We start from the raw sequence: 15,985 nt of genomic DNA on the forward strand, positions 1-15,985 counted from the left end.
TGAAATATTTTATTGTTTCTTTTCTTCTTTAGTTTGTGTCTGTTGAGCAGCATTGCTTTGCTCTGCTTGGGCCTGCTCCTGTCTGAAAGCAGCCAATACTTGCTGAGTATACGCAAAAAAAGGATATAACGGATTTTCCGGATTTCGGGCCTCTTTTTCTAACAAATCTTTTGCATATATTTGTCCTTCTGCAGATACGGCAAACAAAGTAATATGCTCCGGATCGGATTGCGCCTGCAACACATCTACTTTTTCTAACCTCAAGGCATTTGCCGCAGCAGCCTGCATTAAATGCAATGTTTTTTCCCGTACGGGTCCACTGGCTGCCCCGCCGGTAAATCCGCCCAAACCGCTGGCGCTGTTATTTTCAAAATATACGCTGGCATTTCCTAAAGAAGATGCCGCTATAATTAAATTTTTAATACCGCCTTTTGTATCTTTGGCCGCCATTTCTACACCGGCGATACAAATCTTTTTTTCCCCTAATTGCGGAACTTCATTTTTGTGTTGGAGATTTTTGACATCCAGCCAAAACCCCCTCATAGTTTCATATGCTTTATTCATATTTTCCTCTTTAATAATCTCTATTGTATATAGTTTAGCATGAAACGCGCGCGTACGAAAAGAATTATTCTTTTTTCACATCATTTCCGTTCTTATTTTCTTTCTATGATTATTATAGTTGCCTTGTTTTTCTTTATCTCGCGGAAATTTGTACTATATTTTGTAAGTGACGAAATTGTTTTAATTTGATAAAGTAGAGAAACAAGTTTGCTAAAAGGAGGCCTTTTATGGCTAAAAAAGGACGGGCAATTATTTTGATGATGGATTCTTTTGGTATCGGGGGAGCCAAAGATGCTGCTCGGTTTAATGACGAAGGGGCAGACACATTAGGGCATATCGCCTCTGCACGCGGCCATCTTAATATTCCTAATCTTTCATACTTGGGCTTATTACGCGCAGCGCAAGCCTCTACGGGGCGCCGTATACAAACGGGAGAACAAGATATCCCGTCCATCTTAATGCCCGCCAAATATGGATTTATGAAAGAGGTCAGCAAAGGCAAAGATACTTCTTCGGGCCATTGGGAAATGGCCGGCGTACCCGTCACCTTTGACTGGGGATATTTTAAACCGCAGTATCCGTCTTTCCCACCAGAATTGATAGAAAAAATTTGCCAAGAAGCAGGTTTAGACGGCATCTTAGCCAACAAAGCTGCATCCGGCACCGAAGTGATTGAAGAATTTGGCCAAGAGCATATCCAAACAGGCAAACCTATTTGTTATACCTCAGCCGACAGTGTGTTTCAAATTGCCGCGCACGAAAAACATTTCGGCTTAGAAAGGCTTTACCAAGTGTGCGAAATTGCTTTTAAACATTTAAAACCTTACAATATTGCTCGCGTCATCGCGCGGCCTTTTGAAGGAGAGAAAAAAGGCGAATTTAAGCGCACCAAAAACCGCCATGATTATTCTGTCACTCCTCCTGCCAAAACTTTATTGGACGTAATGAAAGAAAACGGCGGGAATGTAATTTCCGTTGGGAAAATTGCCGATATTTTTGCCCAGCAGGGCATTACCAAAGCCGTCAAAGCCTCCGGCTTAGAGCAATTGTGGGACGTGACCTTAGAGGAAGTAAAAAACGCACCCGATAACAGTATTGTTTTTACCAACTTTGTGGATTTCGACATGACTTGGGGCCACCGACGTGATGTGGAAGGATATGCACAAGGATTGGAATATTTTGATAAACGCCTGGCAGATTTGGCACCGCTACTCAAAGAAAATGATTTGGTATTTATTACCGCAGATCATGGGTGTGACCCTACCTACAAAGGCACCGACCACACACGTGAAAATGTGCCTGTGCTGATGTTCGGCCCGCGTGTCATGCCGTGCTTTATCGGCGAGCGGGAAACATATGCAGACTTAGGCCAAACCATTGCCGAGCATTTGGGTCTGCCACCGCTACAAACGGGAAGAAGTTTTTTAAATGAGTAAAAAAACCCCGCTCTTTCGAGCGGGGTTTTTCATATAAAATTTAATTTACAAAGTAGCATCCGTTGGCACCCGGATTTATTCCGCAAACACAATCTGTATTTGTACTGGTATATTCTACAAAACCAATGTCTTTACAATTATTTCCCTGACATTGGCGTTGCCCTTCTGCATTGATACCTAATGTAAAGGATTTTCCGCCTTTTGAATAAGTAGCATATGCCTGACGATTATTTGGTTGAGAACAGTAAACTGACCATATATCGTAGGTAAAATTATTAGAGTTTGGCACCTCAACCGAAAGCAACTCTTTATCAAGACCAGTATCATGAGTAGCATCCGGATTTTCCAAACAATAGACCTCTATCGCTTTATTCATGGCACTTAAGTTGGCCCATGCTTCGGCAGTGCGGCTTTTAAGCACCGTCTTTTGATATTGCGGCAATGCCACCGCAGATAAGATACCGATAATTAGCACTACAACTAACAACTCAATCAGCGTAAAACCGCTGTTATTTTTAAATGATTTTTTCATATTTTATTTTTCCTTTTTTAAAAACAAAATTTCCCTGCAAAAAAATGGTAGCAAAAAAATAATGTGTCAAGCAAATTTTCTCCGTCGCAAAAATCTTATTTGATAAAATATAAAAAAGGAGGGGTTATGTTAGAAAAAACTTTTGAAGTCAGGTACGACGAATTAGACATAAACGGAAATATTAATCCCGTCAGTTTTTTGCGCTACTTTCAAGAAGCGGCTGCTTTAGACGCACAGAGTTTTGATTTCGGTTGGGAAAATATCCAACAAAATCGTTTAGGTTGGGTGTTGACACATATGCAAATCGAATTTTTACAAACCTCTGTTAAACGCCAACCCGTCAAAATACGTACGTGGCATGCTTTTTCTGAGAAAATTTTAAGCCGCAGAGAATTTGAATTTTTAACCCAAGACGGCATCCCCCTCGCACGCGGTGCCAGCTGGTGGCTTTTGATGGACATAGACAAACGCCGCATTACCAAAACTCCTGCCGAACTTCTGGCCTTAAATCCGGCAGAGCCAAAATTTTTGGTGCAGGAAGAAAACTTCAAACGCACGGCTCCGGAAGGATCCCTGCTTTTGCCTGAGGTTCAAATTACCACCCGTCAAGAAGATTTGGATTTAAACGGACACGTCAACAACACCCACTATGCCGCTTGGGCCTTAGAAAATCCCCCACAAGGGAAAAAACTTCAAAAACTGATTATTAACTTTAAAAATGAGTGCCTGGCCGGAGAAACCATTCTTGTAAAAACCATGCAAGAAAACGAAAATTGTCTCCACCATCAACTGCTCAAGCAAGCCGACCAAAAAGAAGCTGCTAAAGCCATCACTTATTGGCAATAATTTAACCCCGCCATACGGCGGGGTTTTTTGAAACATCTCTTATCTATTTGCTACACTAGCCGTATGAGTATTTTTGTCATTTTATTAATGTTATGTTTTAATGCCTTGCTGGCCGCCTATGAAATGGCGTTAGCCTCCGCTTCCCGCACCAAACTTTCCATTCTCTCTCAAGAGAAAAAACGCGGTGCCGAAAGTGCACTGTATATGAAAGATCACATGGAGGGCAGTTTGGCCACCATACAAATCGGCATTACGCTGGTAGGGGCCATTGCCGCAGCCGTAGGTGGTGCCGGTGCTGATGAATGGTTTGCCCCATATCTGCAGAAAACATTTCATTTGCCTGTTAAAATCTCCCATGCTTTAGCCGTTATTTTGGTAGTACTTCCTCTTAGTTTTTTCACCATTGTATTTGGAGAACTGACCCCCAAAACTTTTGCCCTTAAAAACAAAGAGTGGGTGGTGCTTACGTTTTCTCCTTACATGCGCCATCTGTACCTTATGCTTTACCCTATCGTGCGCGTAATGGAAGCGATTGTAGGTTTGTTAACCAAAAAAACCGTTCGCAAAAATACAGACCCCAAAGCCGCTCAAAAAGCCGCTATGGCCGATTTGCGCGCAGCGGTATCTATTGCTTCTTCTTCCCGTTTGTTTGGCAAGGCGGAAGAAAAAATAGTGCTTTCTACTGCCATGTTTTGCACGCGCAGCATTAAAGAAATTCAAGTGCCTTTGGAGCAAGTCTACATGCTCTATGCAGCAGACAGCATTGCTGATACTTTTGTTAAAGCGCATTTAGATATGCATACGCGCTTCCCCGTTTGTGAACAAAAAGACAATCCTCAAAGCATTATCGGATACCTTAATTTTAAAGATATTTTTAATGCCACCAAAACCGCCGCTCAAGGCACCGTACCCACCACCCGCTCTATTTTGCGCCCGATATTGCGCCTGGACGAAGATACTATTATATCTTCTGCATTAGAACAACTGATGAAAGCCAAACAACACATCTGTTTGGTGACCGATGATGACCGTATTACCGGTATTTTAACTCTAGAAGATATTTTTGAAGAAATGGTGGGAGAAATTGAAGACGAGTATGACTTTTTCTTAGCCTATATCCGCCCGTTTGGAGATGGATTAGTAGCTAGTGCCACCGCCAAAATGAGCGACGTGTTTAAGCAACTCACTTTGCCTATTCCGCCGGACACTCCGCCCGCTGAAACGGTAGAGCAATGGGCCCAGCGACATGCAGGCCATAGCCTTACCACCAGCGAAGTAGTCTGCGCAGACCAAATACAAATGGCCGCACGAAAGTTTAGACGGCATAAATTGATGGAAGTTTTAGTGACAATCAAATAACAAAACCCCCTGCACAAACAGGGGGTTATTAAAAATTAGGCAGTTTATAAGATAGCTCTTTTTTGCAGTTCTTCTCTTAACTGCTCGGCATGGTGAAATTGAATCCCGTCCATACCTACCGTATGCGCCGCTGCTACATTGGCAGCATTATCATCAATAAAAATACATTTTTCGGCTCTTAAGGAAAACTTGTCTAAAAAGCGCTGATAAATGCGAGGGTCAGGTTTATTCACCCCCTCCTCTCCGGACACTAACACTCCGTCAAACTGCGTAAAAACTTCAAACATTTCTTTGGCTTTAGGAAAAGTTTCTTTAGACCAGTTGGTCAGTGCGTACACTTTAAATCCTTTGGCCTTCAATTCCCAAAAGATCTCTTTTGTACCGGCAATATCGGGGCCGAACATTTCATTCCAACGGGCAAAGTAGGCATCAATTTGTTGCGCATAAGCAGGATAGTCTTTTTTCAACAGTTCCGTCCCTTCGGCAAAACTGCGCCCTGCATCTTGACGAGCATTCCACGCGCTGGTACAAACATGAGTCAAAAACCATTCCATTTCTTCTGTAGAAGGAAAAACCTTTCGATACAAATGGCGTGGATTCCAATCCACAAACACTCCGCCCAAATCAAAGACGATTGTCTTCACTTGTTCCCCCTGAGTCGTTTCTTTTATTGTATCTTTAATCAAGAAAAAAGAAAAGATTTTTTTGCATTAAAAACAGCGCAAAACCATTTTGTCTTGCGCTGTCTTTTAACACACAAAAAACACTTTATAAGATCAACGTATCTTCCATATCCGGTCCGGTAGAGACTAAAGCCAATTCCGGATGAGGATAAACTTCAGCCGAGAGGGCTTTCATGCTTTCCAAAAAGGCTTTTGCCTCATCGGTAAAATCTTCATAACTCTTGATATGTTCATTCCCTTCAAACATATCAATATGCGTAATAGCGATTTTGGTAGCATTGTTTATCATAATGGCGCGAGAAGCAGAACGCTTTTCAAAAGCACCCACACGGCGCAAACGTTTGCTCACAGAGCCCACTTCATGACCTTTGGTATGATACACTTCCAAGTCTTCTTCGTTGGTCATTTCTTTTTCAAGCGGTCCCGGTCCTACGCGAGTAATATAGGGTTTAAACACTACATATACATCACGCACACTTTTTGGCCCCAAACCGGCTTCACCCAAAAAAGTGGAGGCTGTAGTATCGCGCGAAGTGACGAACGGATATTCCCCGTGCAACAAAGAAAGTTTCATCCCTTGTGTACCTTCCAGCAAAATCTTTTGCCCTTTATCCAAAGCCCCATTTAACAGTTCGGGCACATCTTGAATAAAATCTTTCAAAAGAGGGTCATCTTTGGCAAATTTGACATCACGCCGTTCAATGCGATGCTTCACTGCTTGACCAAGCCCCGTTCCCACACTGCCGATATGCTCCATAAAGTGACTGGCGGCTTTTTCAGCGGCGGTTTCTTCGTCCGTAATCAAGACGGCATACGGATCAATAATTAAGCGATCACGCGTACCCGTCAGTTCCACCTCTTTTAAAAGCCATTCCGTTTTGGTATAGGCACCGGCCCCCAAAACGAGTTTGGTTTGCGGATTTAAAAATCCGGACGGAATATTTTTTAACGTGTAGGACTTACCGTCCGCCACCACTGTATGACCGGCATTGGGTCCGCCTACACGCACACAATAGTCATAATCGCCTTTATAAGACAAATAGGCAGAAATCTTACCTTTTCCTTCGTCACCGGCTTGTCCGCCGCATACGATATCAATCATTTTTCTCCTCCCGCTTGCTTGCTGGCTAAACCGATATAGTTTAGCACGTCAAGCGCAAGCATTTTTTGTTTTACTGTATCTTCTATGTCTAAATCTTTTACAAATTGGCGCAATCCTTCCATCGTAATATGCTGATTACGTGTGATTGACTTTAACTTTTCATAAGCACCGCTCACACAAGCAGAACGCAAAATAGTCTGATAGGCTTCCGCCAATATTTCAGGATGCGCCAACAAATGCATCTTAGCGACATTCTTATCAAAATCCGTTTTTTTCAGCCCTTTAAGCAATGAACGATAGGCCAACAAACAATATCCGAAAGCCACCGCCATATTGCGCAAAACCGTAGAGTCAGACAAATCCCGTTGCAAACGAGAAACAGGCAATTTTTGGCTAAAGAACGTAAGCAAAGCATTAGCCAACCCCAAATTCCCTTCGGCATTTTCAAAATCAATCGGATTTACTTTCTGCGGCATGGTGGAAGACCCCACCTCTCCGGCAATGACTTTTTGTTTTACCAAACCGTCTGAAATATAACGCCACATATCTTGACTCAAATCCAACAAAATCGTGTTGATGCGACGTAAATTATCAAATAGTTCGGCATACGAATCGCGATTGTCTATCTGCGTAGAAACAGGACTTAAAAAAAGTTTAATTTTGCGCCCTTTGTTTAAATATGTCACCAAAGATTGAGTGGCTTTGGGCCAATTAACCTTTGGATAAGCGGCCAAATGGGCATTATAACTGCCGATGGCACCACCGGCTTTGCAAGATATTTGCTGTTTTTTAAGTTGTGCTATTTGACGCGCTAAGCGGATTTCAAATACTTTTAATTCTTTCCCGTATGTGGTCGGTACGGCAGGTTGTCCATGTGTACGGGCCAACATAACACTGCCTGCATATTTTTTGCTGCGCTGAGCCAACTCTTTGCGCAATGTTTCAAGCGCAGGCAAAAGCACTTTTTCCACTGTGTCAGACAAAATCTGCCCATAAGCCAAACTGTTAATATCTTCACTTGTTAAGGCAAAATGAATCCAATGCGTATGTGCTTTAAAACCGTTAGCGGTCAGTTTATCTGCCATAAAATATTCTACCGCTTTAACATCATGATTGGTGGCCGGGCGACCGTTATGCCCCTGACGCTCTATTTTTTCTAAAATTTCCAAATCATCTGAAGATAAAGAATATATCTTTTCCAAAAAGGATCTTTCTTTGGCACAAAACGGCTTAAATTCAGGCAGTTTTAAACTTTCTAGCACCAAAAGCCATGCGCTTTCAGCACGTACGCGAGCAGCCGCAAAAGCAGTTTCTGCGCAAGCGGAACGTAAATCTGCCAAATTGTTTTTATATCGTCCGTCTAAAGGGTTTAAAATATCTTCTTTCATACGCTCTTATTCTAGCAAATTACGCACTCTATTATACGAATAAAAACACATTAAAAAAGCCATGTTCTTCACATGGCTTTTATAGTCAGAAACAAAAACTAATTCATATAATAACAATCACCGGAACAGAAACAATTTCCTCTACCGGAACCGGCCGTAGAAAACCCTATATCAGCACATCCTTCTCCTTTGCAAGATCTGGCCCCAGAAGAACCAAAACCCAAAGAAAAACTAGGAGATTTTTTATAAGAAGCGACTATCACACTATCAACGTTAGAGCATTCTGACATATAATATTGAAAATATTCAGAATCTTCTACCTCGATAGACAAAGCATTTCTGTCTATATATGTTTCATTGGTTTCCAGACAATACACTTTAGCAGCCGTTCTCAAAGACTGCAAATTGGTCCATGCTTCAGCGGTGCGGCTTTTAAGCACCGTCTTTTGATATTGCGGCAATGCCACCGCAGACAAGATACCGATAATCAGCACCACAACTAACAACTCAATCAGCGTAAAACCTTTTTTCATTTTTAACTCCATTATTTTATTTATTATATTATACAAATTAAAAAAAATCTGCCAACTATTGCTGCCATGATTTGAGATTATAAAATTTACTACAAAAAAACACCCCGCTGATAGGCGGGGTGTTTAAAAAACAATCTATTATTTTTCTGTCGGTTCGCTTTGCGTTTCGGGTAGTGTTTGATTTTCTTCTATGGTTGTTTGTTGTTCAGCACGTACCAAAGATTCAAACGGACCAAAACCACAACGTTCGTCCCAACCGCCGCCCAATGCCTTTGCTACACTAATCAGAGCCAACAGTTCACTTTGGCGTGCTGAAGCCAAAGCCATTTCCGCCTGCAACAAATTACGCTCCACGTCCAACAGTTCCATCGTGCCGATAAGGCCGGCATCTTCTTGCTTTTTGGTCAACTCATACCCACGACGTAAAGCCTCTGTTTGTTTTTTGCGGATTTCAAACATTTCACGGTTAATACGATTGGAATTTAAGGCATCCAGCGTTTCTTTAAAAGCCGTTTGTACCGTTTTTTCATATGAGGCTAACATTTCCTCATAGCGGGCTTTAGCTGCTTTACTTTGAGAAACCAAAGCACCACCGGCAAAAATAGGCTGTCCCACCTGTCCGGCAAAGGCCCACATACCGGACGGATTGCGGAAAAGCTGATTTAATTGATTGCTGGCAAAACCGGCTGCCGCCGTTAAAGAAATATCCGGAAAATACGCCGCACGAGCCGCCCCGATACGGGCATTTGCCGCAATCAGCTGGCCTTCGGCACTACGCACATCGGGCCGTTTGGCTAAAAGATTTGACGGCAAGTTGGTAGGTACATTTGGAAGTACCACAATATCTCTTAAATGACCATCACGAGAAATCGTTTCCTCCACAATGGCACGCGGAGAACGCCCCACCAACACCGCTAAAGCGGTTTCGGTTTGGGCAATATTCAATTCCAACTCTTTGGCTGTCGCTTGCACTGAGTACATATCCGCTTCCACACGGCGCAAATCCACCTCTGTAATATAACCGGCATTATAGCGGCTGGTATAAATGCGCACACTTTCTTGGCGCGTTTCTAAAGTACGATTCGCAATTTCTAATTGAGCGTCTAACATACGAAGCGTAAAGTAAGCAGAAGCCACTTGTGCCGTTAAAGACAAAAGCACCGTATCTTTAGCCGCCATAGTGGACAAAAGCTCAGCACGAGCCGCTTCGCTCAAGCGGCGATATTTGCCCCACAAATCCAACTCAAAAGAAGCCACGATTGTACCAGTGCTTAATGTTTGTCCGGAGGAATAATCATTTCCGGCTCTGCCACTACCGCCCTGTAATCCGATTGTAGGCAACTGGTCGGCTACGGCTACACCAACGGATGCACGCGCCGCATCTACGCGAGCCATAGCTTGCTGTAAATCTTTATTATAGATCAAGGCTTCCGTCTCTAAAGCATTTAACGTATCATCTTCAAACATCGTCCACCATTGATGTTTTTCAAACACGCTAAAATCATCGGCAGTATTTTCTTGCGGCAATTCCAAATCCGGTCGCTTATAATTAGGCCCCATCATACAACCAGATAGTAATGCCGCAGCAAATACGACATACAGAAATTTATTAAATTTCATGGCTTACCTCCTCTTTTTCCCCTTGAGGATTCTGATTTTTCTTTTCTTTCAGCCCGCCGGAAATCAGATAAAAGAACATCGGCACAAACATCGGAGCAATAATAGTGGCGGCCAACATACCAAACACCACTGCCGTACCGATAGAGTGACGGCTGGCGGCACCGGCACCGGAACTGATAGCCAATGGCACACAACCCAAAATAAAGGCCAAAGAGGTCATAACAATCGGACGAAAACGCAGTTTAATAGCCTGCAAAGCCGCGTCAAATGCACTGCCCCCTTGTTCTTTAATCATTACGGCAAACTCTACAATTAAAATGGCGTTTTTGGCCGCCAAACCAACCAAAGCCACTAAGGCAATTTGGAAATAAATATCATTATCCAAACCGCGACAATACGTGCCTAACAAGGCCCCGAATATACCAAATGGAACTGCCAACAACACCGCAAAAGGAAGGCCCCATTTTTCGTATTGGGCCGCTAAGATTAAAAATACCACTAACATACCCAAAAGCAATGCCGTTGTAGAAGAACTGCCGCTAATGGTTTCTTGATAAGTAGTACCGGTCCACGCTAAAGTATATTCTTCACCCAACACTTCTTTAGCCACTTCTTGCAAAGCGGCAATGGCTTGACCCGTACTATATCCGCCAGCCGGAGAAGCCATTACTTTAGCGGCAGGGAACGCATTAAAACGTTCCACCGTTTCGGGCCCCAAAATAGGTGTTAATGTCACAAAAGAAGCTAAGGGAATCATGTTTCCGTCATTGGAACGGACAAAAATTTCCCCTAATTGCTCCGGTCTTGCGCGGTAGTCTCCTTCCGCCTGCATCATCACTTTAAAACTTCGGCTGAATTTGGTAAAGTCGTTCACGTAAGCCGTACCAAAAGTGCCGGCTATCGTACCATAAAGTTCCGCCAAAGAAACATTCATCGATATGGCTTTGATTTCGTCCACTTTCAAGTCATATTGCGGGGTGGCCGCCGAGAATGTAGTGCTAACACTGGAAAACTCTTTACGTTTCTGAGCAGCGGCCACAAATTCGTTTACCTTAGAGGATAATGTTTGGCTATCGGCACCGGCACGATTTTGTATGTATCCTTCCAATCCACCCGTTGTACTCATACCCATAATCGGAGGAGGATTAAATGGCATCACAATCGCACCCGGAATAGCGGCAGCGGCGGCTTTGGCAATAGCTGCTAACGTGCCAAAGGAAGACAAAGCCTCCGTTTTGCGTTCTTTCCAAGGTTTCAAAGAAATAAAAGAAGCCACAGAACTCGTCTTTTGCGTACTGCTGAGCATATCAAAGCCGGCAAAGGTCATTTCGTCAGATACGGCCGGTTGCTCTTTGATAATTTTTTGCACTTGTTGGGCAATATTTTCCGCTTGCGGCAGAGAAGAAGCAGGGTCTAGCATGGTAGCCATCATAAGCATACCTTGATCTTCATCCGGCAACAAACTGCCCGGTACAATTTTAAACAATCCAAACGTAGCACCCCAGAAAAGAAGCACACAAAGCAGTGCCACCGGGATACGGCGCAAGAAAAAGCCTGCCCAACCGGTATATTTTTCCGTCACTTTGTCAAACCATTGATCGAAACGGAAGAAAAACCCACTGGTTTTGTGTTTCATGTCTTTTAAGAGCAAAGCACACAAAGCAGGTGTCAACGTTAAAGCCACCAAGCCGGAAATGACTACGGAAACAGCAATCGTAATAGCAAACTGCTGATACATAACACCGGTAAATCCGCCCATAAAAGCCACCGGCACAAATACAGAACATAACACCAGCACAATGGCTACAACCGGTCCGGTCACTTCGTCCATTGCTTTAATGGTAGCTTCTTTAACGGGCAGATGTTCATCATGCATGATACGTTCTACGTTTTCAATTACCACAATAGCATCATCTACCACAATACCGATGGCCAACACCAACCCGAACAGTGTCAAAGTGTTGATAGAAAAACCCAAAAGCAACATTCCGGCAAAAGCACCCACAATGGATACGGGTACTGCTAAACACGGAATCAACGTAGCGCGCCAATCGTGCAAGAATAAATAAACCACCAAAAACACGAGCACCATTGCTTCAATTAAGGTATGAATTACTTCTTCCACAGAGGCATTTACAAACAACGTGGTATCATAAGCAACTTTATACTCAATACCACCGGGGAAATTGGCAGCCAATTCGTCCATGCGTTTTTTAACAGCATCAGCAGTGGCTACAGCATTTGCACCCGGAGAAAGATAAACCCCGATAGGTACTGCCGGTTGTTCGTTGAAAAAACCCGTAAATTCATACGTCTGGCTGCCGAGTTCTACCCGAGCCACATCTTTTAAGCGCAAGGAAGTACCGTCCGGATTGGCACGCAAAATAATTTCTTCAAATTCTTCGGCTGTTTTTAAACGTCCCGGAGCAACCATAGTGTACATGCGGTCCACCATCGTTTTTAACGGAGGTTGACCTATTTTGCCTGCCGCGCGTTGTGCATTTTGCGCTTGCACTGCCGCCATTACATCAGATACAGACAAGCCCAATTGGCTCATCATATCCGGTTTGAGCCAAATACGAATAGCATAGTCATTGGCCGTCATGACTTGAGCATCACCCACCCCTTCAATACGCTTCAAATCATCTACTACGTTAATCAAAGCATAGTTGCCGATATACGTAGTATCGTACACTCCGGAAGGTGAGTACATGGTGATTAACTGTAAAATAGCAGAAGATTTTTTGTCCACCGTCACCCCGTAGCGGCGCACGTCTTCCGGCAAAGTGGAAGTGGCCGATTGTACGCGGTTATTGACGTTAATCATGGCTTGATCAGGGTCTGTACCTACTTTAAAGTACACCAACAAATTCATATCCCCATTGGCAGAAGACGTAGAGTTCATGTACAACATGTCTTCCACCCCGTTGATTTGTTGTTCCAACGGAGCAGCCACCGTATCGGCAATTACTTCGGGGCTGGCACCGGGATATTGAGCCGAAACCTGAATGGAGGGCGGTGTCAAATCCGGATATTGCTCTATAGGAAGCATGGTGATAGAGACAATACCCGCCAGCAAAATCAGCAAAGAAATAACTGTTGAAAAGATAGGGCGGTTAATAAAAAATTTGGAAAACATAAATTCCTCCCGTTTTTATTTTACCGCAACGGTTTGGGAGGCAGAAGATTCTTCCACATCTTGTTCATCACCTTCCACCGCTTTACCCAATGCTTTGTCAAAAGAGTTCACATCAACAGCCGTTGCCGTACTGGGAACCACCGTTTCGACTACGGTCGGCAAAGTAAATTCTTGCACTTTGGGAGCCACTTTCATTTCAGGACGCATTTTGATAAGACCGGCAGAAACAATGGTTTCTCCCCCTTTCAGACCTTCGCTGACAATATATAAATCATCTTGCATTTGAGCCGTAATGGGTTGTGCCTTTAATATATTGTTTTCATCTATCACATACACCAAATTACCGGTAGGAGTGCTAAGCACAGCAGAGGAGGGAATCAGTACGGCATCTTTATACGTAGCACCAATCAAGCGCACACGTACAAATTGACCGGGCATTAACATGCGTTGATTTTTGGGGTTAGGAAATTCTGCCTTGATAGCCAAAGAGGCGGTTTTGACGTTTTCGGTACTGTCAAAGAAAATAATTTTTCCTTTTTCCGGATAAACACGACCGTCAGATGTAATAGCCTCTACATATAAAGGGGTTTCTCCTTTTTCATCTAATGTAATCGTACCGGCCAAATATCCGCTGGCTAGTTTATAAAATTGAGAGCTGGGCATAGAGAAATTGGCCCATAAGGGGTGAATTTGCACCATTGTAGTCAATAAACCATTACCGGCAGGAGAGACCAAACTTCCTACAGATTGGGCCTCTTTACCCGTAATACCGGAAATAGGAGCCAACACTTTGGTATATTCCAAATTAATTTTGGCTTCATTCACACCGGCCTTAGCCACTTTTACAGCCGCTTGAGCCGCTTCATAAGCAGATAAAGAGTCGTCAAAGTCTTTGCGGCTGATGGCATTGTCAGCGCGTAAAACTTTCATGCGTTCGTAATCGCGCTTGGTGCGATTTTCTTCGCTTTGTGCTTGGGCCAATGCCCCTTCGGCTCTTTGCAAAGCCACTTCATATTCTTTCGGATCAATTTGAAAAAGTTGAGTACCTTGTTTTACATAAGCGCCTTCATCAAATAAGCGAGCCTTTAAAATACCTCCCACCTGAGCACGCACTTGGATTTCCAAAGAGCCGGCAATTTGGGCCGGATATTCAATATTCCAAGGCAGATCCGTCTTTAAAACTTGGACGGCCGTCACAGGTGTGGCGGCATCTTGTGCCGGAGCAGCTTGTTTTTTACAAGCCACTAATGCGCACAAAACGGTGCACATCACAAATATAGTAGCGATACGAATTTGTTTTTTCATGCTTCCTTCCTCTTTTTATCCCTCATAATTGGAGAGAAAATTATCTGCTTGTTTTTCAATCACACAGATATATACTTAGAATTGTATAAAATTTACCCCTTTATGAAATATTTATCTATCATTTTTTTGGATTATAAAAAAATTGCTACAATAACTCCATGAGCGAAAAAGAAAATATGTTAGCAGGGCTTTTTTACAATGCCGCCGATGAGGAGCTGACACAAGCCCGTTATACGGCCAGACGCTTGTTGTGGCAATACAATGCTACGGACCCTTCTGATCAAGCAAAACGCCAAGAATTATGCCAAAAACTTTTTGGTAAAGTGGGCAAAAATTTATCTGTAGAACCGCCTTTCTTTTGTGATTACGGAACGCAAATTTATTTTGGAGATGATGTATTTATTAATTTTAACTGTACGATTTTAGATTGCGCTTGCGTAGAAATAGGTGAAAAAAGCATATTAGGACCCGGCGTACAGATTTACACTGCCACACATCCTTTAGAACCCAATGCCAGACGAGAAAGAAAAGAGTTTGCCGCACCAATTAAAATCGGCAAAAATGTTTGGATCGGAGGCGGGGCCATTATTTTGCCGGGCATTACCATCGGAGACGGGGCTGTTATCGGTGCCGGAGCCGTAGTGACCAGAGACATACCGGCCTTTTCTGTAGCGGTGGGGAATCCGGCCAAAGTTAAACGTCAGTTTTATGATTTCTCCAAAAAGAACTAACCTCTTTTAACGGTTGCTCTTTAATTCTGCCCTTCTTATACTATAAAAACACAAAAGGGGGCAGAATATGAAAATTGTATTTTTTGATGTTGACCGTATCACAAGACACTATTTAAGCCAAAATCAGATTTGCAACGGGAATGTGGTTCTCTTGGAAGAAAGCATGGAAAACATTTCTCCCGAGCAATATGAACAAATCAAAGATGCTGAGGTTATTTCTGTTTTTGTGCATACAGCATTACGCATGAATAACCTTTCTTTGGATCGATATCCGCATTTAAAACTTATTGCCACCCGTTCTACGGGATATGACCATATAGATTTGGATTATTGTCAAAAACGAGGAATAGCCGTAGTTCATGTACCTAAATATGGCGAATCTACCGTAGCAGAATTTGCTTTTGGAGCATTACTGGCATTAAACCGGCATATTCTGCAAGCCCGTACGGATATGAAAAACAACTTCGTACGCATGAATGAATATATTGGCTTTGATTTATACGGACACACCATAGGTATCATTGGCACAGGATCTATCGGACGGCATATGGCCAAACTAGCCAAAGGGTTTGGGATGGAAATTTTGGCCTATGACCCATATCCTAACGATGAAATACGCCGTATCTTTGGTTTAAAATATGTTTCTCTGGACAAGTTATACGAAAAAGCGGATATCATCTCTTTACATGCGCCGGCTACCAAAGAAAATTATCATATGTTAAACGACACTGCTTTTCAAAAGATGAA

13 protein-coding genes and 1 pseudogene are annotated in these 15,985 nt (G+C 43.1%); 5 read left to right on the forward strand and 9 right to left on the reverse strand.

Annotated elements, in window-relative coordinates; translation table 11 throughout:
* Positions 1-9: 9 nt before the first annotated feature.
* Complete coding sequence (locus IKL48_03260; protein MBR3603689.1) at positions 10-564, reverse strand: hypothetical protein; 555 nt, start codon at positions 562-564, stop codon at positions 10-12.
* Between the two features lie 227 nt (positions 565-791).
* Between IKL48_03260 and IKL48_03265 the strand changes: the two genes are divergently transcribed.
* Positions 792-2,000, forward strand: coding sequence for a phosphopentomutase (locus IKL48_03265; protein MBR3603690.1), 1,209 nt, complete (start codon positions 792-794; stop codon positions 1,998-2,000).
* Between the two features lie 406 nt (positions 2,001-2,406).
* Here the strand turns inward: IKL48_03265 and IKL48_03270 are convergent.
* A pseudogene (locus IKL48_03270) lies at positions 2,407-2,532 on the reverse strand (prepilin-type N-terminal cleavage/methylation domain-containing protein).
* 126 nt (positions 2,533-2,658) lie between these two features.
* Here IKL48_03270 and IKL48_03275 point away from each other — a divergent pair.
* Entirely contained in the window at positions 2,659-3,378 is a 720-nt protein-coding gene (locus IKL48_03275; GenBank protein ID MBR3603691.1) for a hypothetical protein, read from the forward strand.
* A 63-nt stretch (positions 3,379-3,441) separates the two neighbouring features.
* On the forward strand, positions 3,442-4,737 hold the full coding sequence (locus tag IKL48_03280; GenBank protein ID MBR3603692.1) for an HlyC/CorC family transporter: 1,296 nt from the start codon (positions 3,442-3,444) through the stop codon (positions 4,735-4,737).
* A gap of 44 nt (positions 4,738-4,781) precedes the next feature.
* On the opposite strand, the gene IKL48_03285 is transcribed toward IKL48_03280, so the two are convergent.
* The 7 genes from IKL48_03285 to IKL48_03315 form a co-directional block, all read right to left on the reverse strand.
* Positions 4,782-5,381, reverse strand: coding sequence for an HAD family phosphatase (locus tag IKL48_03285; GenBank protein ID MBR3603693.1), 600 nt, complete (start codon positions 5,379-5,381; stop codon positions 4,782-4,784).
* A gap of 124 nt (positions 5,382-5,505) precedes the next feature.
* Positions 5,506-6,522, reverse strand: coding sequence for an adenylosuccinate synthetase (locus IKL48_03290; protein MBR3603694.1), 1,017 nt, complete (start codon positions 6,520-6,522; stop codon positions 5,506-5,508).
* Positions 6,519-7,910 carry an adenylosuccinate lyase gene (gene purB, locus IKL48_03295; GenBank protein MBR3603695.1) on the reverse strand — a complete coding sequence of 464 codons (1,392 nt, stop codon included), beginning with the start codon at positions 7,908-7,910 and terminating at the stop codon, positions 6,519-6,521. Before purB ends, IKL48_03290 begins: the two co-directional genes overlap by 4 nt.
* A 98-nt stretch (positions 7,911-8,008) precedes the next feature.
* A complete protein-coding gene (locus IKL48_03300; GenBank protein MBR3603696.1) occupies positions 8,009-8,443 on the reverse strand; it encodes a pilin in 435 nt (144 codons plus the stop codon).
* 138 nt (positions 8,444-8,581) lie between these two features.
* On the reverse strand, positions 8,582-10,063 hold the full coding sequence (locus tag IKL48_03305) for an efflux transporter outer membrane subunit (GenBank protein ID MBR3603697.1): 1,482 nt from the start codon (positions 10,061-10,063) through the stop codon (positions 8,582-8,584).
* A complete protein-coding gene (locus IKL48_03310; GenBank protein MBR3603698.1) occupies positions 10,053-13,202 on the reverse strand; it encodes a multidrug efflux RND transporter permease subunit in 3,150 nt (1,049 codons plus the stop codon). Before IKL48_03310 ends, IKL48_03305 begins: the two co-directional genes overlap by 11 nt.
* 15 nt (positions 13,203-13,217) lie before the next feature.
* Complete coding sequence (locus tag IKL48_03315) at positions 13,218-14,507, reverse strand: efflux RND transporter periplasmic adaptor subunit (GenBank protein ID MBR3603699.1); 1,290 nt, start codon at positions 14,505-14,507, stop codon at positions 13,218-13,220.
* A gap of 158 nt (positions 14,508-14,665) precedes the next feature.
* Between IKL48_03315 and IKL48_03320 the strand changes: the two genes are divergently transcribed.
* Positions 14,666-15,238, forward strand: a complete 573-nt coding sequence (locus IKL48_03320; GenBank protein ID MBR3603700.1) for a sugar O-acetyltransferase — start codon at positions 14,666-14,668, stop codon at positions 15,236-15,238.
* 67 nt (positions 15,239-15,305) lie between these two features.
* Positions 15,306-15,985 (forward strand): hypothetical protein (locus IKL48_03325; GenBank protein ID MBR3603701.1); only part of this gene is annotated, 680 nt, incomplete at its 3' end.

The organism is Elusimicrobiaceae bacterium (assembly GCA_017520185.1).
In the GTDB taxonomy this organism is placed as follows: Bacteria; Elusimicrobiota; Elusimicrobia; order Elusimicrobiales; family Elusimicrobiaceae; genus Avelusimicrobium.

Bases quoted from the DNA above. Each gene is read 5' to 3' on its own strand.
- IKL48_03280 (MBR3603692.1), top strand. From the start codon at position 3,442: ATGAGTATTTTTGTCATTTTATTAATGTTATGTTTTAATGCCTTGCTG.
- purB (MBR3603695.1), bottom strand. From the start codon at position 7,910: ATGAAAGAAGATATTTTAAACCCTTTAGACGGACGATATAAAAACAAT.
- IKL48_03290 (MBR3603694.1), bottom strand. From the start codon at position 6,522: ATGATTGATATCGTATGCGGCGGACAAGCCGGTGACGAAGGAAAAGGT.
- IKL48_03315 (MBR3603699.1), bottom strand. From the start codon at position 14,507: ATGAAAAAACAAATTCGTATCGCTACTATATTTGTGATGTGCACCGTT.
- IKL48_03300 (MBR3603696.1), bottom strand. From the start codon at position 8,443: ATGAAAAAAGGTTTTACGCTGATTGAGTTGTTAGTTGTGGTGCTGATT.
- IKL48_03275 (MBR3603691.1), top strand. From the start codon at position 2,659: ATGTTAGAAAAAACTTTTGAAGTCAGGTACGACGAATTAGACATAAAC.
- IKL48_03305 (MBR3603697.1), bottom strand. From the start codon at position 10,063: ATGAAATTTAATAAATTTCTGTATGTCGTATTTGCTGCGGCATTACTA.
- IKL48_03320 (MBR3603700.1), top strand. From the start codon at position 14,666: ATGAGCGAAAAAGAAAATATGTTAGCAGGGCTTTTTTACAATGCCGCC.
- IKL48_03310 (MBR3603698.1), bottom strand. From the start codon at position 13,202: ATGTTTTCCAAATTTTTTATTAACCGCCCTATCTTTTCAACAGTTATT.
- IKL48_03260 (MBR3603689.1), bottom strand. From the start codon at position 564: ATGAATAAAGCATATGAAACTATGAGGGGGTTTTGGCTGGATGTCAAA.
- IKL48_03265 (MBR3603690.1), top strand. From the start codon at position 792: ATGGCTAAAAAAGGACGGGCAATTATTTTGATGATGGATTCTTTTGGT.